Source organism: Bacillus sp. FH (genome assembly GCF_052216825.1).
Taxonomy (GTDB): Bacteria; Bacillota; Bacilli; order Bacillales; family Bacillaceae_G; genus Bacillus_A; species Bacillus_A paranthracis.
In genome coordinates, this window is the sequence record NZ_JBQOUU010000001.1 from 482145 (window position 1) to 506292 (window position 24148).

25 protein-coding genes and 2 pseudogenes are annotated in these 24148 nt (G+C 34.8%); 3 read left to right on the forward strand and 24 right to left on the reverse strand.

Annotation, left to right across the window (positions count from 1 at the left end; translation table 11 throughout):
* Positions 1-379 precede the first annotated feature (379 nt).
* Both ACTT1L_RS02560 and ACTT1L_RS02565 read left to right on the forward strand, forming a co-directional pair.
* Positions 380-1411 (forward strand): S66 family peptidase, encoded by a 1032-nt coding sequence (locus tag ACTT1L_RS02560; RefSeq protein WP_442821777.1) that lies wholly within the window; start codon positions 380-382, stop codon positions 1409-1411.
* Between the two features lie 75 nt (positions 1412-1486).
* On the forward strand, positions 1487-1897 hold the full coding sequence (locus tag ACTT1L_RS02565; RefSeq protein ID WP_000454098.1) for a DUF3224 domain-containing protein: 411 nt from the start codon (positions 1487-1489) through the stop codon (positions 1895-1897).
* A 110-nt stretch (positions 1898-2007) separates the two neighbouring features.
* Here the strand turns inward: ACTT1L_RS02565 and ACTT1L_RS02570 are convergent, their stop codons facing one another.
* From ACTT1L_RS02570 to ACTT1L_RS02630, 13 genes are all read right to left on the reverse strand, one after another.
* Positions 2008-3255, reverse strand: a complete 1248-nt coding sequence (locus ACTT1L_RS02570) for a DUF1015 domain-containing protein (protein WP_061130606.1) — start codon at positions 3253-3255, stop codon at positions 2008-2010.
* A 13-nt stretch (positions 3256-3268) separates the two neighbouring features.
* Positions 3269-4441: a 3-phosphoglycerate dehydrogenase family protein gene (locus ACTT1L_RS02575; protein WP_000490260.1), complete on the reverse strand. Its 1173-nt coding sequence runs from the start codon at positions 4439-4441 to the stop codon at positions 3269-3271.
* A 12-nt stretch (positions 4442-4453) separates the two neighbouring features.
* Complete coding sequence (gene serC, locus ACTT1L_RS02580) at positions 4454-5536, reverse strand: 3-phosphoserine/phosphohydroxythreonine transaminase (protein ID WP_061130605.1); 1083 nt, start codon at positions 5534-5536, stop codon at positions 4454-4456.
* A gap of 207 nt (positions 5537-5743) precedes the next feature.
* Positions 5744-5935 (reverse strand): DUF378 domain-containing protein, encoded by a 192-nt coding sequence (locus ACTT1L_RS02585; protein ID WP_000670803.1) that lies wholly within the window; start codon positions 5933-5935, stop codon positions 5744-5746.
* Positions 5936-6024: 89 nt separating this feature from the next.
* Positions 6025-7092: a glycoside hydrolase family 113 gene (locus tag ACTT1L_RS02590; protein ID WP_140394940.1), complete on the reverse strand. Its 1068-nt coding sequence runs from the start codon at positions 7090-7092 to the stop codon at positions 6025-6027.
* A 201-nt stretch (positions 7093-7293) separates the two neighbouring features.
* Positions 7294-7533 (reverse strand): cupin domain-containing protein, encoded by a 240-nt coding sequence (locus tag ACTT1L_RS02595; protein WP_000997182.1) that lies wholly within the window; start codon positions 7531-7533, stop codon positions 7294-7296.
* Between the two features lie 293 nt (positions 7534-7826).
* Entirely contained in the window at positions 7827-8654 is an 828-nt protein-coding gene (locus ACTT1L_RS02600; RefSeq protein ID WP_000762809.1) for a helix-turn-helix transcriptional regulator, read from the reverse strand.
* A gap of 553 nt (positions 8655-9207) precedes the next feature.
* Positions 9208-11598 (reverse strand): penicillin acylase family protein, encoded by a 2391-nt coding sequence (locus tag ACTT1L_RS02605; protein ID WP_076867733.1) that lies wholly within the window; start codon positions 11596-11598, stop codon positions 9208-9210.
* A 79-nt stretch (positions 11599-11677) separates the two neighbouring features.
* A complete protein-coding gene (locus ACTT1L_RS02610) occupies positions 11678-12418 on the reverse strand; it encodes a DnaD domain-containing protein (RefSeq protein WP_061130601.1) in 741 nt (246 codons plus the stop codon).
* A 290-nt stretch (positions 12419-12708) separates the two neighbouring features.
* Entirely contained in the window at positions 12709-14484 is a 1776-nt protein-coding gene (locus ACTT1L_RS02615; protein ID WP_061130600.1) for an S-layer homology domain-containing protein, read from the reverse strand.
* Between the two features lie 372 nt (positions 14485-14856).
* Positions 14857-15312 carry a hypothetical protein gene (locus ACTT1L_RS02620; RefSeq protein ID WP_000591651.1) on the reverse strand — a complete coding sequence of 152 codons (456 nt, stop codon included), beginning with the start codon at positions 15310-15312 and terminating at the stop codon, positions 14857-14859.
* Positions 15313-15441: 129 nt separating this feature from the next.
* The gene (locus tag ACTT1L_RS02625; RefSeq protein WP_442821778.1) at positions 15442-15816 is read right to left on the reverse strand and encodes an immunity 22 family protein; all 375 of its coding nucleotides are present in this window, start codon (positions 15814-15816) and stop codon (positions 15442-15444) included.
* A gap of 103 nt (positions 15817-15919) precedes the next feature.
* The gene (locus ACTT1L_RS02630; RefSeq protein ID WP_076873571.1) at positions 15920-16408 is read right to left on the reverse strand and encodes an antitoxin YezG family protein; all 489 of its coding nucleotides are present in this window, start codon (positions 16406-16408) and stop codon (positions 15920-15922) included.
* Positions 16409-16632: 224 nt separating this feature from the next.
* On the opposite strand from ACTT1L_RS02630, the gene ACTT1L_RS02635 reads away from it, so the two are divergent.
* Positions 16633-17340: a DNA alkylation repair protein gene (locus tag ACTT1L_RS02635; protein WP_000346328.1), complete on the forward strand. Its 708-nt coding sequence runs from the start codon at positions 16633-16635 to the stop codon at positions 17338-17340.
* An 87-nt stretch (positions 17341-17427) separates the two neighbouring features.
* Here ACTT1L_RS02635 and ACTT1L_RS02640 read toward each other — a convergent pair whose 3' ends face one another.
* The 11 genes and pseudogenes from ACTT1L_RS02640 to ACTT1L_RS02690 all read right to left on the reverse strand — a co-directional run bounded on the left by ACTT1L_RS02640 (position 17428) and on the right by ACTT1L_RS02690 (position 23678).
* Positions 17428-17895 (reverse strand): DUF6985 domain-containing protein, encoded by a 468-nt coding sequence (locus ACTT1L_RS02640; RefSeq protein ID WP_076875119.1) that lies wholly within the window; start codon positions 17893-17895, stop codon positions 17428-17430.
* Positions 17896-17901: 6 nt separating this feature from the next.
* Positions 17902-18330: an SMI1/KNR4 family protein gene (locus ACTT1L_RS02645; protein ID WP_442821779.1), complete on the reverse strand. Its 429-nt coding sequence runs from the start codon at positions 18328-18330 to the stop codon at positions 17902-17904.
* Between the two features lie 64 nt (positions 18331-18394).
* Entirely contained in the window at positions 18395-18784 is a 390-nt protein-coding gene (locus ACTT1L_RS02650) for an immunity 22 family protein (RefSeq protein WP_239534369.1), read from the reverse strand.
* Positions 18785-18837: 53 nt separating this feature from the next.
* A pseudogene (locus ACTT1L_RS02655) lies at positions 18838-18992 on the reverse strand (SecY-interacting protein Syd); the annotation flags it as partial.
* A 7-nt stretch (positions 18993-18999) separates the two neighbouring features.
* Positions 19000-19353 (reverse strand): annotated as a pseudogene (locus tag ACTT1L_RS02660) (hypothetical protein); the annotation flags it as partial.
* Between the two features lie 3 nt (positions 19354-19356).
* Positions 19357-19908 carry an SUKH-4 family immunity protein gene (locus ACTT1L_RS02665; protein WP_078384800.1) on the reverse strand — a complete coding sequence of 184 codons (552 nt, stop codon included), beginning with the start codon at positions 19906-19908 and terminating at the stop codon, positions 19357-19359.
* A gap of 104 nt (positions 19909-20012) precedes the next feature.
* Positions 20013-20567 (reverse strand): SUKH-4 family immunity protein, encoded by a 555-nt coding sequence (locus tag ACTT1L_RS02670; protein ID WP_001989090.1) that lies wholly within the window; start codon positions 20565-20567, stop codon positions 20013-20015.
* Between the two features lie 56 nt (positions 20568-20623).
* Positions 20624-21412, reverse strand: a complete 789-nt coding sequence (imm47, locus tag ACTT1L_RS02675) for an Imm47 family immunity protein (protein ID WP_442821780.1) — start codon at positions 21410-21412, stop codon at positions 20624-20626.
* 61 nt (positions 21413-21473) lie between these two features.
* Positions 21474-21965, reverse strand: a complete 492-nt coding sequence (locus ACTT1L_RS02680; protein ID WP_071743229.1) for an SMI1/KNR4 family protein — start codon at positions 21963-21965, stop codon at positions 21474-21476.
* 496 nt (positions 21966-22461) lie between these two features.
* On the reverse strand, positions 22462-23295 hold the full coding sequence (locus tag ACTT1L_RS02685; RefSeq protein ID WP_061130594.1) for a DUF2262 domain-containing protein: 834 nt from the start codon (positions 23293-23295) through the stop codon (positions 22462-22464).
* 86 nt (positions 23296-23381) lie between these two features.
* Positions 23382-23678: a hypothetical protein gene (locus tag ACTT1L_RS02690; RefSeq protein ID WP_002024464.1), complete on the reverse strand. Its 297-nt coding sequence runs from the start codon at positions 23676-23678 to the stop codon at positions 23382-23384.
* Positions 23679-24148 lie beyond the last annotated feature (470 nt).

Genomic DNA, 24148 nt, shown 5'->3' on the forward strand with positions numbered 1-24148 from the left:
TACCACGAACGTTACGATTTTTAGTGACACTCCGGATCCAATCCCACTTTCATCTCAAGTGCCTAAAGACGATAGCTTTCTTGTTCAGGAAAAGCTGTAACCTCTCCATTCATGATAATTTTATTTTTCGGATTGAATACGGCCAACTTATAATCATTACAGTTACAGATTGTAGAAAATATCAACCATCTTTCTTATACAATGATGCATACTGTACTTTTTAAATATAGATCGATTATTCCTATATTCAGCACTACTGCTAAATTCTTGCATCACAGCAGGTAAACAGATTGATGATGAAGAAACTAATGTCATGCATCATATTTTTCAATGTTACGTATAATCGTAGTCTATTACATTATGTAGGAGCGGAGTTAACATGTTAATAAAACCAAACAGATTACAGCCAGGTGATATCGTGGCAACAGTAAGCCCTTCATGGGGAGGCGCAGGTGATCCTGAAATAAGATGGCGATATGAGCAAGGGGTAAAGAGGTTAGAAGAAGTTTTCGGTCTTACGGTTGTTCCCATGCCAAATAGTTTAAAAGGTAGCGAATTCATTTATAACAACCCACAAGCTCGTGCGGAAGATTTAATGACAGCATTTAAAGATACGCGCGTGAAAGCAATTATTGCGAATATTGGCGGTCAAGATAGCATTCGCCTACTTCCCTATATAGATTTTAATGTAATACGTGAAAACCCGAAAATTTTTATGGGATACTCTGACGTTACTATTTCACATTTATTTTGTCATAAAGCAGGTCTTTCCTCTTTATACGGTCCGGCAATTTTGACCGACTTTGCTGAAAATGTAGAGATGGATCCATATACGGTTGAAATGGTAAATCGAACTCTCTTTTCCAATGAAGTGATTGGCGAAATTCAACCAGCTCCTGAATGGACGAGTGAGCGTTTAGAATGGATCGAAATAAATAAGGATACAAGACGGACGATGCAGCAAAACAACGGGTATGAGTTACTTCAAGGCTCTACTACTGTACAAGGGCGTTTAATTGGTGGTTGCATTGAAGTACTAGAATTTGCAAAAGGAACGGAACTTTGGCCTGAGAAAAAACATTGGGAGGATAGTATTCTCTTCTTTGAAACTTCTGAAGATCATCCAGAACCAAGTTATATAAAGTATTGGTTACGAAATTATGCAGCGCAAGGCATTCTGCAAAAAGCAAAAGGTATCATTTTCGGTAAACCGAAAGATGAACAATACTATGAAGAATATAAAGATGAAATACTGAAAGTTATGAGAGAATATAACTTAGAAGATTTGCAGATTCTTTATAATTTAAATTTTGGCCATACTGAACCGAAGTTTATTTTACCATACGGCGCAATGGCAGAAATTGATTGTGGAAATGGATCGTTCTCTATTTTAGAAAGTGGCGTGGAATGAATAAAATCACTCCTATGAGATATGAATGTGAACGGATACTTTTTAAAAGTATATAATTGGAGGGAGATTACGTGTATGGAAGTAACATTTACAGTAAGTAAATGGGATGAAAAACCAATTGATGATACAAAAAAAGATTTCCCTATTAATATTGCCCATGTTGAATATGATATTGATGGGGAATTAAAAGGAAAAGCTTTTGTTGAATACTTATTATATTATTTAGACTCAAATATAAATGATGGTCACTTGGCTACTGCTAAAATTTCTGGTTTTTTACACTTTGAAGGAATTTATAAAGGGCAACAAGGAACATTTACAGCTATAGAGCAAGGAATATTTGATAAAGGAAATTTAGATTCTCCAGGAACAATTATTAAAGCTACCGGTAACTTAGAAAACCTGAGAGGATCCTATCATTATCAGTTTGCAGGTCAAACTAGTAAACTAATTTTAGAGTTTGAATTTCAGCAAAACATCCTATAAATTAGTGGAAAGGACATTTCTTGTAATACTAGGAATGTCCTTAACTCTTTTAAAATAAGAAAAACCGAAACTAAAATCATTTCGGTTTTTCAAACTAATGAAGTCTATCATTATTTTAAAGAATGTACAAATAACCCACTACGCAGTTTCGGTTCAAACCACGTTGATTTTGGCGGCATAACTTCTCCAGCGTCTGCGATTGCTAATAAAGATTCCATTGATGTCGGATATAGTGAGAACGCCGCTTTATACTCGCCGCTATTTACAAGGCGTTCTAGTTCTTCTAATCCGCGGATTCCTCCGACAAAGTCGATACGTGAATCAGATCGCGGATCATGTATTTCAAGTACTTGGCTTAATAAGTGATCTTGCAAAATAGATACATCTAAACCTTTCACAAGATCATTCGCATCAAACGTTTCCTCTTTCACTGTGAGCTTATACCACTTCTCATTCACATACATGCCAAATGTTTTTGGTTCATTTGGTTTATACGGAGAAACAGATGCTTCTTCTACATAAAAGTACTGCGTAATTTGATTTAAAAACTGCTCCTCTGACAAGCCATTTAAATCTTTCACAACTCGGTTATAGTCCCAAATTGATAATTCATCATGAGGGAATAAAACTGATAGGAAGAAATTAAACTCTTCTTCTCCTGTGTAATTCGGATATTGTTCTCTTCGCATAAGCCCTACTTTTGCAGCTGATGCGGAGCGGTGATGTCCATCTGCAATGTAAAGATTAGGAATGTCTTCAAATACGTTCACTAGGCCTGCAATTACTTCTTCATCTGTTATTTTCCAAGCAACATGCCTAACGCCGTCTTCTGCTGTAAATGTATAGATTGGCGCATGTTCTTCTTTCCAGCTTGCGATGAAACGTTTCACTTCTTCTTTTGTACGATACGTTAAAAAGATAGGACCTGTATTTGCGTCACATACATCTACGTGACGAATACGATCTAGTTCTTTTTCATGACGCGTTCTTTCATGTTTTTTAATTGTATCGTCTTCATACTCATCAATAGACGTACAAACGACAAGACCGGACTGCTTTCTACCTTGCATCGTCAGTTCATAAATATATAGTGCTGGCTCTTCGTCTTGAATGAACACTTCTTCTCGTATCAATCGATTTAAATTTTCACCCGCTTTTTCATATACGCGATCATCGTACGGTGAAAGCGCTGGGTCTAAATCAATTTCTGCTTTATCAACGTGTAAGAAAGAATACGGATTCCCTTTTACAACCTCTCTTGCCTCTTCACTATTTAAAACGTCATACGGTAAAGCTGCCACTTCCGCTGCTTTTTCTTCTACTGGACGAATGGCCCGAAACGGTCGGATTTTTGCCAAGTTCCTCTCTCCTTTACACAATCATTCGAACGGCTACAACACCTGTAATTTTGCTTATATTTTCCACAATGTTCTCTTTTATTATATCATCAATTCCGTTATCAATATCAATCATCGTGTACGCCCAAGAATGTTTACTACGATTAATCATATCCGCAATATTTATATGATGTTCTGCTAAACATCCTGTAATTTGTCCTACCATGTTCGGAACGTTTTGATGCATGATTGTAATACGTTTCTTTCCGATATACGGCAATTCTACGTTTGGATAGTTGACTGAGTTACGAATATTTCCTGTCTCTAAATATTCACGTAATTGACGCGCTGCCATGACTGCACAATTTTCTTCTGATTCAGACGTAGATGCACCAAGGTGAGGCGTCGCAGTTACATTTTTCATCTTTATCACATTTTCATTTGGGAAGTCCGTTACGTAATGTGCAATAACATCTTCTTCTAACGCTTTTTGAAGAACCTTTTCATCTACAAGTTCACCTCTAGAAAAATTGAATAGACGCATCCCTTTTTTCATCTTCTCTACAGCGTGTTCACCAATAATCCCCTTCGTTTGATTCGTAAGAGGAATATGCAGTGTAATATAATCACACGTTGCAAAAATTTCATCTAAACTAAATGCTCTTTGCACATGTGTAGAAAGGCGCCAAGCTGTTTCAACTGAAATGTAAGGGTCATATCCGACAACGTCCATCCCTAAAGCTAACGCATCGTTCGCAACTAAAGCACCTATTGCACCAAGCCCGATAACTCCTAGACGTTTTCCCGCAATTTCAGATCCAACAAATTGTTTTTTTCCTGATTCAACAAGCTGCGGTACTTCTTCACCTTCTAAATTTTTCGTCCAGCTTACTCCGTTAATAATGTTGCGTGAAGACATAATAAGACTGGCGATAATGAGTTCCTTTACTGCATTAGCATTTGCCCCTGGCGTATTAAAGACTACAATCCCTTTTTCTGTACATCGCTCGACAGGAATATTATTTACACCAGCACCAGCTCTGGCAATCGCCTTTAAATCTTTTGAAAACTCTTCTTGATGTAAAGAATAGCTGCGAAGTAAAATACCGTCTGGGTGGTCCATTCTCTCCCCTACTTCATAGCGCTCTCCGCTAAGCACTTGCAAACCTTTTTCTGCAATTTGATTTAACGTTTGAACACGAAACATATCCCCATCTCCCTATCTATTCTCAAGCTCAAATTCCTTCATATAATTTACTAATTGCTGTACGCCGTGTGCTGGCATCGCATTGTAAATACTTGCGCGCATACCACCGACTGAACGATGTCCTTTTAGTGTAACAAGTCCTCGTTCTTTCGCTTTTTGTAAAAACTCACTGTTCAGCTCTTCTGACGGTGTTGTAAACGGAATGTTCATAAGTGATCGATACGTAGGATCAACTGGTGAAGTAAACAATTTTGATTCATCTAAGAAATTGTAAAGAAGTGAAGATTTTATTTTATTTTGTTCTTCAATCGCAGATACTCCACCTTGCTCTTTCAGCCACTCTAGTACAAGTTTCGTTACGTAAATACTAAAGGACGGCGGTGTATTATATAAGGAGTTATTTTTACTGTAAGTTTCATAGTTTAACATCGTAGGACAAGAGCGATCTGCTCCCCCAATTAAATCTCTTTTTATAATTGCAATCGTTAAGCCTGCTGGCCCTAAATTCTTTTGCGCTCCCGCATATATAAGACCAAACTTCGAAACATCATATCGTTCTGATAAAATATTTGAGGACATATCCGCAACGAGCGGTACTTTATCTACATGTGGAATGTCCACATACTTCGTTCCCTCAATTGTATTGTTCGTTGTAATATGTACATAATCTAGTTTTTCATCGCCTAGTAAACCATCCAGTTTAGGAATTGTAGTAAACTTCTCATTTTCAGAAGAAGCAATCACTTGCACTTCTCCTACTTTTTCAGCTTCTTGCATCGCCTTTTTAGACCATGAGCCAGTCAATATATATCCTGCTTTTTTATACGTATTCATTACATTCAGCGGTATCATAGAAAATTGTAATGACGCACCGCCTTGTAAAAACAATACTTCATACTCATCAGGAATGTTCATTAATTCACGAAGTAAGCTACTCGCTTCCTCTATAATACTTTGAAAATAAGAAGATCGATGACTCATTTCCATAATAGACATGCCTGTCCCGTTATAATTTACTAGCTCCTTTTGCACTTTCTCTAAAACTGGCAAAGGGAGTATTGATGGTCCTGCTGAAAAATTATACACTCTTTCCATCACCCGGATGACCTCCCTATTTCTCATTTTGGTATTTTTTAAACTTTCTGAATTATAACCCACAATACAAGACACGGTCAATTTGTTTTCTATTATTACGGCGTAAGACGCAATGGAATCGCTTGCAAGTGCCAATGTTTTTATAAACACATAAAAAAGTGTTAAGTACATAATCGTACTTAACACTCTAGTAATAAAGTATAATTGCTAATTGTCCGTAAAGAACCGATCAAAAATTTGATAAATTGCAGAAAGACCAATGAGCCAATAAATAGTGTCCACAAGCGCCGGCATAGAACCAAACCATTTCTCAACTACATTGTAATCTAACGCTACAAATAACCAATTCAAACCGCCAAGAATCACCAAAATTACTGTAAGGTAAGACAAAAATTTCATTATGATTGCCCCCTAGGTGATAAGATGGTGAAAGGCCTTTCACTAGAAATATATGTGCCAAACTTTAAAACTTACCTATTTTATAAAAATTATTTTCGGTACCAGCCGTTAATAACTGCCGCCGTTTCTTGACTATGTATTTGATACGCATGCGTACTATCATTAGAACCAATAAACCAAATTGAAAAACCTTTAAAATATGGCTTTGGTTCTAATACGTCACGGTAAGCGCGCCATCCGTTTAATTGTACGTCTTTTGAAAACACATTAGAAACATCTGGATTCCACGGATTTTGCAAGCCTAGTTCACGCGCTGGAACGTTAAATCCGCCAAAATAAACCGGTTTTCCTGTTGCTTTATGTAATTGTTCTAGTTGTTGAACAACATTTTGTCCACGGTTATACACTGTCGTCGCAAATAAACTTTGCTTCACTTCTTCGTATGATGGATTTCTTTTTTCCGAAACTTCAAACCAACTATCGATACTAACAATGTCTACCTTCTTTAAATACGGACGATTTATTTTCTCAACAAACTTCGCTTCATATGAAGGATCCCAGCTTGCTGTTAACCACCAATTCATTTGATACAAAACATTTCCTTTATACTGCTGGCGAACAAAATCAATCGTATCGCTCCAATATCCTTCTGCATATTCCATATTCACGAAATTAGAAGCAATCTTGAGCCCGTACACATTGTATTTACTTGTAATCGAGTTAAAGATGTCTTGCAAAATAACCGTTTTCCAATTCCAGAAGAAATCATTAATATTAATTGGATTCCATTCCGTTTCTCCAACATTTCCTTGCTGAATATATGGGAACGGTTCTACTATAACTTGAATATTACGCTTTAATAATTCTTGAATTAAAATAATAGCCTGTTGCTTTTGCGCTTGATTAATTACCATGTTCGTAGAAGTCACATTCGGAATATCTACCTGAATTGGTACATTTACTGTATTTAAATTTAAGCGCTCTACATCAGCTAACACTTTCGCTACATTTCCAACTTCCCATACCGTTACATTTCCTGATTTAATTTTTCCAGATTGAACAGTATTTACATCTGCCTGTACATTTCCTTGAAAACAAAAAGAAAACAGCATAATAAACACTCCTAAAAAACTTATTAAACTCTTATTTTTCTTCACAACTTTCCCCCTGTAATTTTTGGCTTTCTTGATTATTTTATACAACGTTTCATATATATTCCACAAAAAAACCAATAAATTTTTATTGATAAAAATGCTATTCATCCCTTATTCACATTTTATTCACATTAAGTTTCCAAAAATAGTAAGATAAATAAAAAAGGAACGGATTTCCGCTCCTTTTTTATCTTTTTACGCTTATCAATCCATTTCCCTTTTAGGCTCTACCAACATAATGTGGGATTCCTTTTCAGTGAACGGTTTATGCTCAACGCCCCTCGGGACAATAAACATCTCTCCTTTAGAAATTTTCACCTGTCCATCACGAAAATCGATGAACATCTCCCCTTCAAGCACAATAAATAGCTTATCTGTATTAGGATGCTCATGCCATATAAAATCTCCATTAGCTTTAAAAAGCTGAATTTGATCGTCATTCATTTCACTAATCACTTGTGGATACCAATAATCGTTAATTTTAGATAACTCGTCATTTAGTTTAATAGGTTGGTAATGGATAATGATCCCTCCTCATTTTCAACTTCCACTATATTACAGTAATCTAAGTAAAAAAGTCGTTATTACGCTTAAAAAGAAAATGCTCAGGCCAGAACTTTTCATTCAGATAGTACAAAGGAGTGATTTCAATGAAAGTACTTTCAATCTAATGTTTCCTTTAACTCTCCATAAGTATAGAACAATGATTTTCAAATAAGAATGGACCTCTGTTGACATTAGTATGGATTATTGATGAACTTCTCGCGATATTTAGTAGGCGAAATGCCAACTCGCTTCTTGAAAACTCTACTAAAATAAAAAGGGTCTGCGATTCCAACAGCCTGCGCAATTTGTTGTACAGGCACACCACTTGTACATAACATTTTTTGAGCCATCTTTATACGATAGTTCAATAAATATTCTGCTGGCCCCATACCTGCATGCTTTCTAAACACGTAAGAAAGACGATTTCGATTAACATTATTTTGTTCTGTAAGCGTATTTATTGTAATATCTTTATAATAGTATTTATGGACATAACTAGATATTCGTTCGAATAAAGTATGCGATTCATAGTTGTTTTCTCTATTGACAACACTTAATAAAGCTTCATTCAACGCTTCGCGAAACAGCATTTCAGTCTGAAACATCGAAATGCCTCCTCGCTGATTATACACATCCCAAAGACGCATAAGTAATTCGACAAGACGAGGAGATTGTCCTGTTAACAATTCAAAATGCTGATGAGTAAAGCCAGAGTCTTCTCGTTCTGAATTGCTTATCCGATATAAAACAAGAATATATTCCCAGTTTATTTCACCAAGCATTTTATGGGCTAATGTCATTTTTGCACCCCCATGTATAACTTTTCCTGGGGAAAGGATATACGGCGTACCATTAAATTGAAATTGCGTCTTCCCTGTAAGTGGAAATACAAATCCTGGGAAAGAATCTGTAGACTCAGCACAAGGCACACCTGGATTTTTAGCATAACGATATACTCCTTCTACTCGGAAAGGAGTATTGGCAAGATACTCTGCTAACTCATTCACGTCCAACTTCACAATGCAAGCCTCATTTCAATTATAGTTTTCTTGTAATTCGTGAGATTAATTGGTGTACATTCTGGGCAACGCTAAACTAAAAATAGTACATACGACTTAACAACATCTAGTTATTAACCTATAAATATATTGTTTTTCATTTATTGACAAAAATATCCTCCCTATATTATTGATAATGATTTTCATTGTAGTTTGATAAAAAAACATTTGTCAAGTTGAATGGCCTAGAAAAATGATGAAACAAGGGGTACAGAGGAACAGTTCTGTTGCAAATAATATCTGGTCTTTGTTAACTAATTTCCCTTAAAACTGGAATGATCATGTTAATAGTTGTAATGGCTTTATTAGTTACAGTACTTGCAGCATGTAGAAATAATCGTAATCCTAAAGAGGTTGCTACAGCGTATTTCGAAGATGGAAACAGCCTACTATCCAATTAAATGATAGTAGGCTGGCTGTTAAAATGATTTAAGAACTGGGTTATGTTCTAAATGATAAGATTTCATTATCAAAAAGATTATTACTAGTCCTCTCCACAAACAAAAACACTCTATCACTTCGGCTCCAAATTTAACACCTTCCCTTCTATCCCCTCCGTATTCAATGTGGTCGTATGATACGTGCCATTTACCCAATCATCTATTTGATCATGATACCAATCACTTCTAAAATGTCCTGATTGTCCTGGTCCTACAATATGATAACCGTTTGACATATCTTTCGTATCAATAACGAATCGCCAAGAAGCTCCGTGATTGACAATACCGTTATCTCCGTAACTCGCCGCTTGAACGGTAACTTGACTTCCGCCAATTGGAACTGGTTTCTCACGATTAAATGCTAGTAACGCTAACATACTAGATGATTTTGAGATTGGATGTGTAAAAGCAAGTTGATGGTAATCGCCCCACTTCCACTCTGTAACATCGGGTCCATATTCCTTCTGTAATTTCTTCATTACATTCTCGTACGATGTATGCACAACTTTTGTGAAGCCCCCGTATTTCTTAAACCAAGCGCTATTTTCTCCTGCTACTTCTTTTCGAATCAATTCATCCACAACTTGTGACTTCCCTTCAAATAACTCCATCACATCTTTCGGTATTTCTTTTGAAAATAACGTATTTGAAATCTCTTTCATTAACAAATGGAATAGTAACGGTGCCGCTTCATCTTTACTATCGTAAAAATTCCACTTCGTTAATTGTTTTACGCCCTCTTTCTCTACTTCATTTAAAGATGCTTTATTTAACTCTTTTAAAAATATAGGAGCAAACTCTTTCCCGTATAAATTTTTTTGATCCATCTGTAATTTTTCTAAATCTTTCACTGTATATTTTTCCTTCTCTTGTAAAAACTCTTGAATACGCATTTGCCTATATGGCTGCGCCCACGTATTACTAATATGATACGGATAATTATCATCTACAATTTTATTATTCGCAGTTGAAATAAACCCTTGTTTTGGATTGATTACTTTTGGAAGCTGATCATACGGAATATACCCTTCCCATTCATATTCATCTGTCCATCCTGGAACAGGTAAACTACCATCACCTTTTTTACGCACTGGTATATTTCCATTTGCTTTATAAGCAATTGTGCCGTCGTTTGATGCAAATACAAAGTTTTGAGTTGGGGTATGGAAATCTTGAAGAGCCGTTTCAAACTCATTCCAGTCTTTCGCCTTATTCATATTTAATACAGCCTTTAATTCAGCGGAAGGCTCCAAAGCAGTCCATTTCAAAGCGAATACGGTTTTCGTTTTCTTCTTCCCCTTATCCGCAAACTCTGAAATGACTGGACCATGCCTCGTAACGGTAACGTTATACGGTATTGTCTTTCCGCCTTTTACTTTAATAGATTCATCCACAACGGTAGCTTTTTCCCACTTATCGTTATACAGAAATTCATTTTCATTATTAGGATTTCTCTTCTCAATATATAAATCTTGCACATCAGGACCTGTATTCGTAACGCCCCATGCTATTTTGTCATTGTGTCCTAATATAACCCCGGGTACGCCAGCGAAAATAACGCCACTCACATGTAAATCTTTCATCTCAAGTTTCGATTGATACCAAATAGAAGGTGTCGCAAGTGATAAATGAGGATCATCCGCTAAAATTGGCTTACCAGACGCACTCTTCTCACCGCTTATAACCCAGTTATTACTACCATTAAACTCTGGTGGAATGATTGCTTTTGCAAAACTTTGTGCAACATTCACATTTGTATTCTCGAGTTCAGCTAGCAATCTAGGCGCATCTTTCGGATATGTAGGAAATAACTCATTTGCTTGCTCTTTCGGCAAATTTTTCAGCGCCCAATATCGAAATGCCTGTCCATGCCAATGTCCACCTAAATCAAACGCCATATACTTTCCAATTGTTAACGTATCAACAATAGACCATTCAGCAGGTTCATAGCCTAATATAGTAAACTCGACCGGCAATTTCTTTTCCTCTTTTGCCTCGCGTATAAAAGCGTTCACCCCATCAGCAAATGACTGCAGAGCATCTTTCGCCTCCCCATCATATTGACTAACAGACGCTTCGGCTGCTCGCCGTAAACCGAGCGTTCGAAACAACTTATCTCGATCAACAGCTGCTTCCCCCACAACTTCACTTAACATCCCAGAAGCCTGCCTTCTACTTAAATCCATTTGAAATAATCGATCTTGCGCTTGTACATACCCTTGCGAAAAATATAAATCATGTGCATTTTCCGCTTTAATATGTGGTACTCCTTTACTATCTCGCTTTACCGTAACAGCACGTTGTAAATCCTCTAGTTTTATCGTTCCATCTATCTTTGGCACAGATTTCAGCGTATATATGTTTAAAAAAATCGCTGTACAAATAACTAATAAAAGAACGGTACTACTAGACCAAATGAAAATTTTCTTACCCCTAGTTCGTTTCTTCTTTATAACAACTTCCATATAACCCCTCCTTTCTCAAACTATTCGCTTCTATTTTGAAAGAACCTTTTTGAAAAGGAAAAATCCTTCTTTTCCCATGTTATGGATCATGTAAACAAACTTCTCCTTCCTTTCCTTCAATTAAATTCCCCTGTCCTTTCTTACACCAATTCCTCAAAATCCCCTTCACATAAGCAAACGTTCGCTTATTCTGTTCAAACGCAATTTTAAGTGCCTCTAGTACGGTATTTCCTGAAACTTTTCGTATCCACCCCTTCAATTCCTTCACAATATATGGAGATAGACTACTTATATTTTGTTCGTAAAATTTGTAAACTTCACTATGTTGAGTATCCTCTTCCACTTCCATATCTTCTATTTTTTCAACAACTTCTTGTAAACTACTAGTATCCTCTTCCTCTGGCATACTAAAATGTTGCAACAACAATGGAATCTTCCATTCTTCTTCCAGACATTTACGTAAAAACATATGTATGAATTCTTTATTTTTTACAGTCTTTAACTCACGTAACACACATTTTTCTACATTCGTATTTAAAATAGGGTTATAGTGTAACCAATTTAGTATGTATAACTCTTTCGTTTCCGCATCGTATAAAATTTTCCCATATGCAACAAACCTATTTAACAGCTTCTCAACAGTCTCCATACTGTAGCCTGTTTCCAGTTCTGCTAAACGTTTCGGTAATACGTAAATTCCACATTGCTTCGTTTTCGTACCAGTTAACAAATATATGTAAAAATAACGCTCCTCTGGCGTTAAATCTAATATGAATTCATCTTGCCAAAAGTTCACTTGCACATTACGGTACACCGCCATATGTTTACCTCCCCCTCGCACTTATAAAAAGGCAGATTTCAATCCTTCAATATACATATAGGAGTGAGGGATTGGTTTTTGCAGTTGAATTCCAAACTTTTTTAACTACTACAACGACGGTTTTATTTTTTCGCGCTTTTTTGTTTTTGTAGTTGTTTTTGTTTTGTTTTTTCTTAGTGATTTATTACTTGGTAGGTGCTTATAAGGGGCTTGCAAGGGGCTTAATAAGGGCTTATATAAAAAGGAGCTGTTCCAAATTCTCATTTTGGATAGCTCCTTTATCATTCTTTCTATTTTTGACTTGCATCTAACATCTTCACTAAAAAGGCAGCTGCTTCACCACGAGTTGCTGTCCCTTTAGGATTAAACTCATTATTTCCAACACCAGTAACTACCTTTAAACTGTATAATCGTTGAACATGTTGTTTGTATGTGATTAGATGTTGATCTGTAAATGGTAATGCAACTAATTCACCTGTAACACCGTTATACTGTAATGCGTTGTCAATCATGATCGATGCTTCTTCACGTGTAATAGATGCATTAGGATCAAAAATCCCGCCGCCACGACCGTTAATAATTCCCGCACTTGCACTACGTTTAATACCGCTATGAAGTGATGGATGCGCTTTGTTAATATCTACAAATGACTTATTTCCTTCCGGTAGCTTGAGAGCATTTGAGATTAATGTTGCAAACTCAGCTCTCGTAACATTACGATAAGGCGCAAATACACCATTTCCTTCACCGTTCATAATTCCTAGGCTGTTCAGCTTACGAATGTTCCCTTCAAACCATCCACCTGTAATATCATCTTTTGGTTTTTGTACTTCTTTATGTGGCACATTATAGTTTATCTTAATCCAACTTGGGTTATAGAAAATCCACTCATCGTTACCTACTTTATACCAACCATTTTTAACTGCTAACACTTTGTAACGATCTCCGTTTGAAGCTTTACGAACGATATGATGTTCAAGTCCCGAACCACTACGTACGTTTATACCATCACCATTCACTACAAGCTCCATATTAGGTTCAGCTGGATTATATTCATTGGAATCAAATAGCTCATTTCTTTCTTGTAAAGGCGAATCAATTTGTGCGTTAACATTTGCATACCATTGAATACCTTGTACGAAGCCAGTCCAATTCCCACGAGAAATTAAAATATCAGGACAGTTTTTCCCGCTCCATTGTTGATGCCTATAAATGTGGTCCGCACTAATACCTTCTTTGTTCATTAAATAACCTGCAAGTCTCTTTGCATTCTCTAGCGCTTTATTGTAATCTCCATCTTGGTTAACCGCAATCTCGATACCGATTGATTCTCTATTTCCGGAACCATCGCCATCTCCTGCATGCCAACCGTTTTCATTTGTTGGTAAGTGCTGATAAATTTGTTTATCGTCTACAGTAAAATGCCATGAAGCTGTTCGGAACGTACCTTCCGTTGCTTGTTTATATAAATACTTCGCATGGTTTTCAGCATTTGCACCGCGGGCAGTGTTTGCAGTTTCGTGAATTGTAATATAACGTGCTTTCATCGGATTAGCGGGGCGAATATCAGGGTTTCCTGCTGGAACAATCCACTCTACAAATGGAGTACCTGCAAGCGTTCCATATTTCTTCGTAGTCATCGATGCGCTATACTGAATAGCTCTCCGTTTTTCAACCGGCTTCATTTCGCGAGTAGAACCATCATTTCGTCCGTCTACATGTTCAAATGCCTTTTCAATGTTTGAAATAGCTTCATCTTCTGCTACTTGACCTTTTTTCGCTTCTTTCATTTTATGTAACTCTTCTGTTTCATCATGTTTATGTTTATATTCTTCTAGAAGAATTTCCTCATTCTCTGATACTTCTGCTTCATTAATTTGCATGTGATCTGGAGTTTCTAGATTGAAATTAGAATAACGTAATACGTTCGTTCTACGCTCCCCTTGTGCAATACTAAGCTGGTCAGTATGAGATTTATTTATCTCTTCTGCTGATATTGATAAAGGTGCACTCCCTAAAATTACTAGACTTGTTGATAGTGCGATTACTCGTTTTCTCATATTCATTGCTGTAATCGATACCTACACTATCCGTGTAAATATCTCAACCTCCCTTTATTTTCTCATTCGTGAAAGACTATGAATCTACTATGTATGAAAATATGTTTATTCCACCTTTTCATTTTATCCCCAGAAGGCGAATTATATTTTCTAGAAAATCCCTTAACAGACATTATTTTATAACCAATTGCTATTGCCGTCAAAAGCACTTATCTCCTTATAACCTACTACTTTTCAAAAAATAGATTAGGATACCTTTTACTCATTTTCTTCAATAGAACAACATGTACTTTTTAAAATGAATCAACGGCATTTTCATATAAAAAATGCCGTTGATCATAATTTCATGATAAGAAATCCTATACTAGCGGAATACATCTATTGCAAATTTCCTTTAACATTTTCGACAATCTCGTTTATCGTATTTCGATCAAACTTATCACTAATTTCGTATGGCTCACGATCTCCTACTAATTGTACGCCTACAATATCATTGCGGTCCTTACCATATTGCACTTCAATAATCGATCCACGCTCTATTTGCTTCCAAACAAGACCTGCTTCATCTTTATTATCTAACACTATACAGTCCTCAATATTTTCGTCAATCCCAATTAACTTGTTATCATCCATATATCCAACCTCGTATTGTTGACGTTCTTTCGCTTTGCCGCTTACTACTATACCTTTACTTCCATATGAGTAATCCGTATAGTCCTTTTTCTCCGCCGTTTTCGGTTCTTCTGCTTTAGTTTTTTCAACGTTCCCACAACCCATGATAAGACCAATTGGCATCACCGTAGTTAGTACTACTCTAGTAAATTTCTTTATCATTTATAAACAACTCCTCATACTTACCTTTAAATTCCGTTTGTAAATTTATTAAAAAATAACATGCATACTAAAAATTCATTGAAAAAACTATACAAATGTATTTTTTATTCTACTGCAATTTTCTTGTATCTATAGATAACTTGTAGCAGTTACAAAATTAAAACCTTCACAATTACTTACTGAATTGTCATATTGAAAATTATAAATTAAAACGATAGCATTATAGGATTTATTTAATTTAACTACTTCCTTAATTCGAGAAAGTATTTTATCATCATATGAACATCCCGTTAATAACATAGAAATGTCATCACTCGCTTCTTCTAACACTTCCTTTTCAATAAAATCTTCATCTACATAAATCATATCAATATTAAAATCAACAAAAAATCTTGCTGGTATAGCGTCTCCTTCTTCATCATACGTAACATCTATATATGTATCCAACTGATCTTGCGTTTGCATATTACCGAACCATATTGAAACCATTCCGTGTACTTCCATTGTAGTTCTCCTTTATTCTTTATCTTGCAGAACCAATTTTATAACTTACTGACTACTTTAAAAGTCGAGATTTTTATAAAAACTATTTCTTCTTTCCTTTCAGTCAAATAGGATTATTCGGAAATTCATTTTCATACTTATGAATTAGCTCTTTATCATTTTCATCAATTGGTACTTCACCTAAGTATTTATGTTTCCAAATAATCATCTGATCACTAAAACTATATTCTGTATCGAACCAATTTGTATAATCGAAATGCATGTTAAATTCCCCACTATGTTCCAGAGACATTGTAAAAGAGTACCAAAGCTCTTGCTGATTATCTTTGAAAACATTTCTTAATTCATCACTCAATTCAAATAACTTTCTTTTATTCCTTCTAAATTCTATTTTATCAACAGCAAAGTAAAACGGGATTTTCACACTATAATTAAAATCTTCTCTATCTTCAAGTGTATTATAGTAAAAGTAAGTTCCCCCTCCATCTTCTGATATTTGAGCGTAAAAATAAAATTTCTCCCATTCTTCTGGAATCATGGCATGAACCGTTTCCGCTATCTCTCTATATAATCGATTCAATTTTATTTCCAATTAAATTCCCCCTATTTAATTTTCATCACTTACTTTTTCTATATTATACCATTCTTTTAATTAGCTCTTTATTTACACTAAAGTGTAATGTAGTTCATCTAAAAATCAAACCAAGTTTCGATGCCTTTAGAAAGTAGACATACCTCTTAAATACAATTAGTATTAAAATAAGAAATATGAAAGACTTAAAAAGGCTCTTACATGAAGGAAGGAAGTGCACAACTTTGGATTTTAAAACAGTTATGCAAGAACTTGAGGCTCTAGGTAAGGAACGAACGAAAAAAATATACATATCTAACGGCGCCCACGAGCCAGTTTTTGGCGTAGCTACGGGCGCTATGAAACCAATCGCTAAAAAAATAAAAGTAAACCAAGAGTTAGCTGAAGAACTGTATGCCACAGGCAACTACGATGCTATGTATTTTGCAGGGATTATTGCGGATCCAAAAGCTATGAGTGAGTCTGATTTTGATCGCTGGATAGACGGGGCATATTTTTATATGCTATCTGATTATGTAGTGGCAGTAACTTTATCGGAGTCAAATATTGCGCAAGACGTTGCTGATAAATGGATCGCAAGTGGGGACGAGCTTAAAATGTCTGCCGGCTGGAGTTGCTACTGTTGGCTATTAGGAAATCGCAAAGACAATGAATTTTCCGAAAGTAAAATTTCCGATATGCTTGAAATGGTGAAAGATACAATTCATCATTCTCCAGAACGAACAAAATCCGCTATGAATAATTTCCTAAACACCGTGGCAATTTCATATGTACCACTACACGAAAAAGCAGTCGAGACTGCAAAAGAAGTTGGTATAGTTGAAATCAAACGTGATAAGAAAAAAAGCAGTTTGTTAAATGCTACAGAGAGTATTCAGAAAGAACTTGATAGAGGAAGACTTGGTTTCAAACGTAAGTATGTAAGATGTTAAACAGATTCGTATCTGGGTGTCAATTTGATAAAGATTGACACCTTTTTCATTCAGGTTATATATCCCCTCATTTACTTTTAACTTATATTAAAAAATAATATCCTGATAACCTACTTCCATTACCTTTTCATTTAATAAACGAACTCCTACACCATTTTCTATATCCCACGTACAATTAAATGTAATTCCAACCTCTCGTCCTTCCGTAATATGTGCATACGGAACAACAATACCATCTAAACTGACCATCTCTAGCATTTGATCAGTTGTTTCAACTAATGGATAACTTTCTCGCACTCCAATATCATATCCTAATTCACATCGCCTTTGTCTATAATAGTCTAATATAGACTGTAGTAAACTTATTTGTACCTCTTCCCAATTTTTTATTAATGATTGATACGCTACATACTGCCCTTCATCAAACACTCCATCTTCTTCACCATCTATCATCAAATCAATCTCAGTTACATTGCCTATAAAAGTTATAGGCATACACTTAGCCCAAGCATAATTATATTCAATCTCTCCAAAAACTGAATTGTTAACTTCCATCAACACTTAACACTTGAAATACTCTTTCAAAAACATATAAAACGTTGGCCAACTCTCCTTTAATTCTCCATTTAAAAGTAATTCATCTCCACCTTCAAAATTTACTGAGTAAACTTTATCGGTTACACTATGAAGGACCAATGCAGCATTTGCTGTCATTTCCGTTAATACTAAATACTTATTAGGAAATCCATGTTCCTTTCGAGCAATAATTGTGTAATATTCTATATTATTCTCTTCATCTATAATGTCAAGTAATTCATAAGGAACATGCTCTTCCCAAAATGGTCCTGCAAATCGATAATAAAACTCTCTAAATGTATTAGACACTTCTACACCTAACCTATTTATTACTTCATTCACCTGACCTTTATCTTCCCGTTTATATATATCTTCTTCCAAGATTTCTTCTAAACGATTTGGCAAAGCATGCATTTGTATCCCTCCTTTACAAGGTTTATCCATGTGTTTATGAAATGAATTTGCAGCTCCCTGCAAACTACCTGTACGGCATAGAACCAATAAATGTAACCTCTAAACCATCAAACATATCCTCTCTTTTCACTTCATTATATTTAAAATCATAAAGAACAATAGCAAAGTTAATATCGTTCGCTAAACTATCTCCATTTACTAGCTTTTTTATTTTAGGAATAATTCGTTCACTATACGAAAAATCACTTAAAATATGTTCAACGTCCCTTTTATTATTCTCATAAAAACAAATTTCAATATTATCTTCATCATAATAACCGAATTCAAAGCTTGTTCCAAACTTTGAATGAACTGAATCACCATTTGTCGTGTAATCTATTTCGACATACCCCTCAAGATTTTGGAGTGATTTAGAAATTCCAAACCAAACTGAAGCCATTCCACTATATTCCACTTTTCCACGCCCCTCTAGCCGGTCTATAATTCATATAAACATTCTTCACTTTACTATTTTTGTAATCTCAAACTAGAAATCAACTCATTTAAACTGTTCGAAATCTCTATAAACAACCACGTTCGAAATCCTCGAATTCGTTCTTTCCACTTACATTATTTAAAACAAATAGTGAACCATTTCTTTCTACCACTATAGGAACCTTATCTTGTCCCTTAATAACTCGTGATTAAGTCTTCACCCTCATATCTAGGGTCTTTCTCCATTTTACCATCTTTTGTTTTGATGACTTTTAGTCTACCTAACCACTCTGCTCCGTTATATGTCTCTTCACTTACCCATACATTATGCTTTTTACCGTCTACCTCAACTACTAATGTTGGGTGTGTAAATATGAATTCCTTCTCTACATGCCTACCTACAATTTCTGCATGTAATGATGTACCTTCTTCAACTAGTTTACTATTCTGATACCCTTCGATAATAGATAATCCAATAAATACAAAGAATATCAGTCCAAATACGGTCACTTTCTTCTTTGTACTCCATTTATTCTTTTCTTTCACTTCTAATTATTCATATAAGCTCTCAATTTCCATACACCAAAAAGAACCCTTTTCCATACACTTATCATCAATTTTTTTCACTTCTTCCTTCAACCAACTTATTGTACAATCTGGTATATTATTATCGATAAAGGCATCCTCACCATTTATCTCTACTGCCTTATCAATCATTTTTGAATATACTAATAAACATGCTGCAAATTGTTGTATAGAAGAATTCATAAACACTTCTTTATACGCATCACTATTATTTAGAAATACTATTTTTTCTTGTTTTTCAATTATACAAATTGGATCTCCAGAACTTGTTGTTCCTAAATACCAATATTTTCGAAACTCTTCTGGCATATGAAATACATTTATAATAGACCTTACGAAAGACTGAGATGAAGTAAATTCTAAATATGGTGGCGGTGTTTCTGGCAAGCCTCCTATAGACAAAAATCGTTTCACTTCAGCTGAAAAGTTTTTGTTTATTAATTCTTTTTCAGGAAATGTAATGAGTGGGCCATCTTTATTAACATCCCATTTCTCCCGAAAATCCTCTGGTAATATCATTTTTTCACCTTCTTGATGTGTTTATGTCTTTTAAGATTTAATTGGGCTACTAGATGTATTTTTATTTTTCCCACACTAAAAATACCATCTAGTATTATCTACACTTATTCACTAAAACTCCCTAGTTCCTCTGTCCAAAAACATCCTTCTGTTAAAGCAGCTGCATCAATTTTTCGAAGTGCACTAGAAATCCACTCCACCAAACCTTTAGGTATATTTTTTTCAATATAAGCCTTTCTTCCATTGGCAGCCTTTACTTCTTTTATAAATTCCACATAGACAAGTAAAGATTCTGCAAACTTCTCTATCGTACTATTTATAAGAACGACTTTATTTTCATTGTCATAATCTATATATACGAGTTGTGATTTAGATTCATCAATACAGATTGGATTTCCACTACCAGTAAATCCAAAGTATATAAACTTATCATACATCGTACCTAATTCATTTTGTATCTCGCTCAACCTTATCCCGCCACCGTTATCCGCAGGTTCAAATGTAAGAAATGGAGGAGCAGACTCGGGAAAACCTGCTTTAATTAAGAAGTCTTTCGTTTCTTTCGAGAAGGAAAACGAGTGAATGATTTTTTCATTATAATGAATTAAACCGTATATTTCTTCATTCCAATTCACTAAAAAATCTTGTGGTGAGATCATTTTATCCTCCTGTATATCATACACTCTGTATTCGATTTTACTCGTATATTGCTTTCTTATACGACTACATGTCCATAAAAATACTTTTTACCAATCTTCCATTCTTTCTTTGTTAAAACATCGATATATGACATCAACTCTCTATGTTTTTCATTTTTTATTATCGTATCGTATTGAATAGGACATTTGATTCCACTCCAAATTGATGAAACGGAAGGTATAGTAACAACATTATAAGTAGTTCTATCTCTTAAAGAACTCATAACTTCCGAAACTAACTCCTTTGCCAAATCTCCAGGAAAAGATAGTCTATTACGATAATAGTATTCTTGCGTATCGTTATTTTCGATAAATTTAGAATAAGCTTCATTAAATTCTTCTAACGATACTTCATAATACTCGTCCTCAATTCCAAGCATCCATGAAAGTTCATTTCTTATAGCTTTTTCAACAAAGGTATCTTCCCACTCTTCTAGTAATGCTAAAAGATATGGTACTACATGATATGAAAGAGTTTCACCAGCACTTACTACAAAATTATGAACTCCATCCTCTGAAGCACTTGAAAGGAATTTCAAATTATTCGTTTCTAATAAATCATCGTGAGTAGCTGCTGAACAAAATAGTCTAGTGCATAAATTCAAAATAAGCTCATCTCGAGTACTATTCATAAGTTCGATTAGTAACCTCTTTACAGAGAAATCACCAAGCTTTAACAATTCATTAATTAAAATAAAGGATTCTTTCTCTGTTGCACTATCCCTTAAGTTAGACTTAAGAGTTTCAATTGTATGATTAGAAACTTCTCCATACCAAATATCTTTTTTTAAATGCTCTAAGTCCATCATTCTCTCTCCTTTTATTGCTGCTTACATTTATACGAACCATTTCATATGAATAATATTATTAATCATGTAACTTATTTAAAAACTCCGTAAAATCATTAGCCACAAAAAATACATTTTCCCTCGCTACTTCCTCTGCCTCCTCAGCCGTAATCCCTTCACTTTCCATCAATGTTTCCTTTTCCCATGCCCCCTCATGTTCCCAAAAGACGACAATTGGATCTTCTTTATGATTTTTATAATCAAAGCAAATTAAATTTCCTGCTGGATCAAATGCGAATGGTACCAATTCATTTGGCAGAGTAGAAATATACTGGTTATATACTTTAACGATATATTCACTACTATCTACATCATAAGAAAGTAAAGTTCCAAATACCTTTGTTATCGTATCTATTTCAAATTTATAAGGTAATATAGCTGAACCATTATTATTTGTAGCACATTCTACATAGTCACTTGGAAATATACACCCTATCTCTTTTCCCACAATGTTTATATATTCTGCTGAAACTGGCTCATCCGGTACTGGCCATGTTAAGTCATTTCTCATTCAACTTCACCTCCTAACAAATCACATCACGTTTATCCGAAATAACTAATTGCATCATCTAAGCTTTTATGTAAATTCCAGTCTAATTACGACCTCGTTTCTTTTAATTTTTTAGATAATCCTTCCCAGAAACATTTGGAGAAAAGGATACACCTCTCCGATCCTCCTCAAAACTTGGTATAGCCATTGCTTGTGCTGATTCTAAATATTTCATTGTAGATAGCCAACTATCAAATAACGTATCCATATCAGATACTAAGGGATTATTTAAAACATCTATGCAAGTTCCATCGTATATGTAAACCTTAAATTTCATTAATTATTAAAGAGGTTTGGAGTTCTCACTTAATAAGAGAAGAGATAGACGAGAAGAAAACGCCTAATAATCAAAAACTATAACAATTTATCGCGCTACTTTTGGGCAGTAAGTGCCTGAGTGGTTTAAATAATCCATCAGTAAGGATGAAGAAAAATCCTCACTGATGGAAGTTTCACTTTATCCTGCAATCTCAGCCGAAGAGAGCCCCTCATGAATATTTCCGCTTACAATGATAGAATGTCCCCAAAATATATCTCCATCCGAAAAGAATATTTCAAAATCACCTTCTGAATAAACGCTTAAGCTGCTTAATGTGATGGAATTAATGAACATTTCTTTTGTAATTTCGTCGATTTCTGCTTCATCATCATCTTGTAGCCATTCATTTGCTAACTCTACCAGTTCTTTTGCAGCGTACATTTTCATTTTCATTTTCCATTCATCTTGCTCTTTGAAAAGTGCATGTGCTGTTTCCAGTGCAGACTTCATCATATGTTTGTCTTCACTCCAATCAAAATATAAATGACATTCTTCACCAGCCCAAGATATTCTCTTTTCAAAAGTTTTCACTCTTTTATCGAGTTCGAACACACCCAACATCTCATCATGATAAAAAAGCGGTTTCATTGCATCTTGTAAGATGATTTCCAACTCATCATCTTTATATGGTGTTTCCAAAACCTTAACAAGCATCAATGAATTTTCTGACTTGCGCACCTGTAATGCTACAACTGTATTTGCTGTCAAAATGCCTTTTGATTTTCTCCATTCTGCATCATCAACCAACCATGCCAGTCGTATGTCTTCTTTTCTAATCGTTTCATTGTTATGTAAGTCTTTCCACGCAATCAAATCAATTGACGCAGTCCACAAAATGTTGTCACCGCCTTTTGATGCACCGATTCCTAATGCCCCTGTGACAGCTGCTATTTCAATCACATTTTCTGAGAATCTATTTTCAAATCTACTTATTTCACTTGATTTACTCAATTTCGAATACATTCCTTTCATAGCCCACAGGCATAAGTACTTTGTGAGTTTTCCTGTTTTATTATAATTGGTCATGGTAACGCCTATATAGAATTATAGCTATAATTCTATATAGGCTTTTTTTCACCTGGAATTTTAAATTTATTTACATCATATTCTTTAATTATATATACTTTTATAGCTTCAAAATCTTTACCAAAAGCAAGAAATGGATTTTTTAAGAAATATATTATTTCTTCGTCGTCATAAATTCGGGCTTTAATTATTTCTTTGTCCGAGTGAAACGATAAATTGACTCCTTTGTAAAAATATTCGTAGTATCCTTCTTCATCCTGCTCACTCTTATCTTCAAAAGGAACAGATTCAATATAATATATATTCCCATTTACATTTATTGATTTCATACAGCATGACTTCCTTTTCAAGAATATTCATAAGAAATTAAATAGTCTCTGTCAATCATACCAAAAATAAGGGATTTACTTTTAGAATTTATAAAAAATATATAGGATTAAATTTAAATCTTTATATTTTTTTCATATTACTTCATTATCTCTGTACAATTGTGTAATGTGTCACAGAAGTAGACATATTGCAATGAGTCGCAGTGAAGTGGGATATCCCTTGAGAATATAAAATAAGAAGATTAATCTAGAAAGACTATCTAGTTCGATCTTCTTTTATTGAATTTTTAATTAATGCATTTTTACCCTTAAAATAATATAATCAACGGGTGGATTATTATTTACATCCTCAAAACTGGTTCTAATTTTAAAGTCAAATTCATTTGTTATATTTTTCAATGAATAAATGTTTGTTCCATCTACACTTGTACGGGGCAATATATCCGAAAACGTAAAACGCATGAAGAATA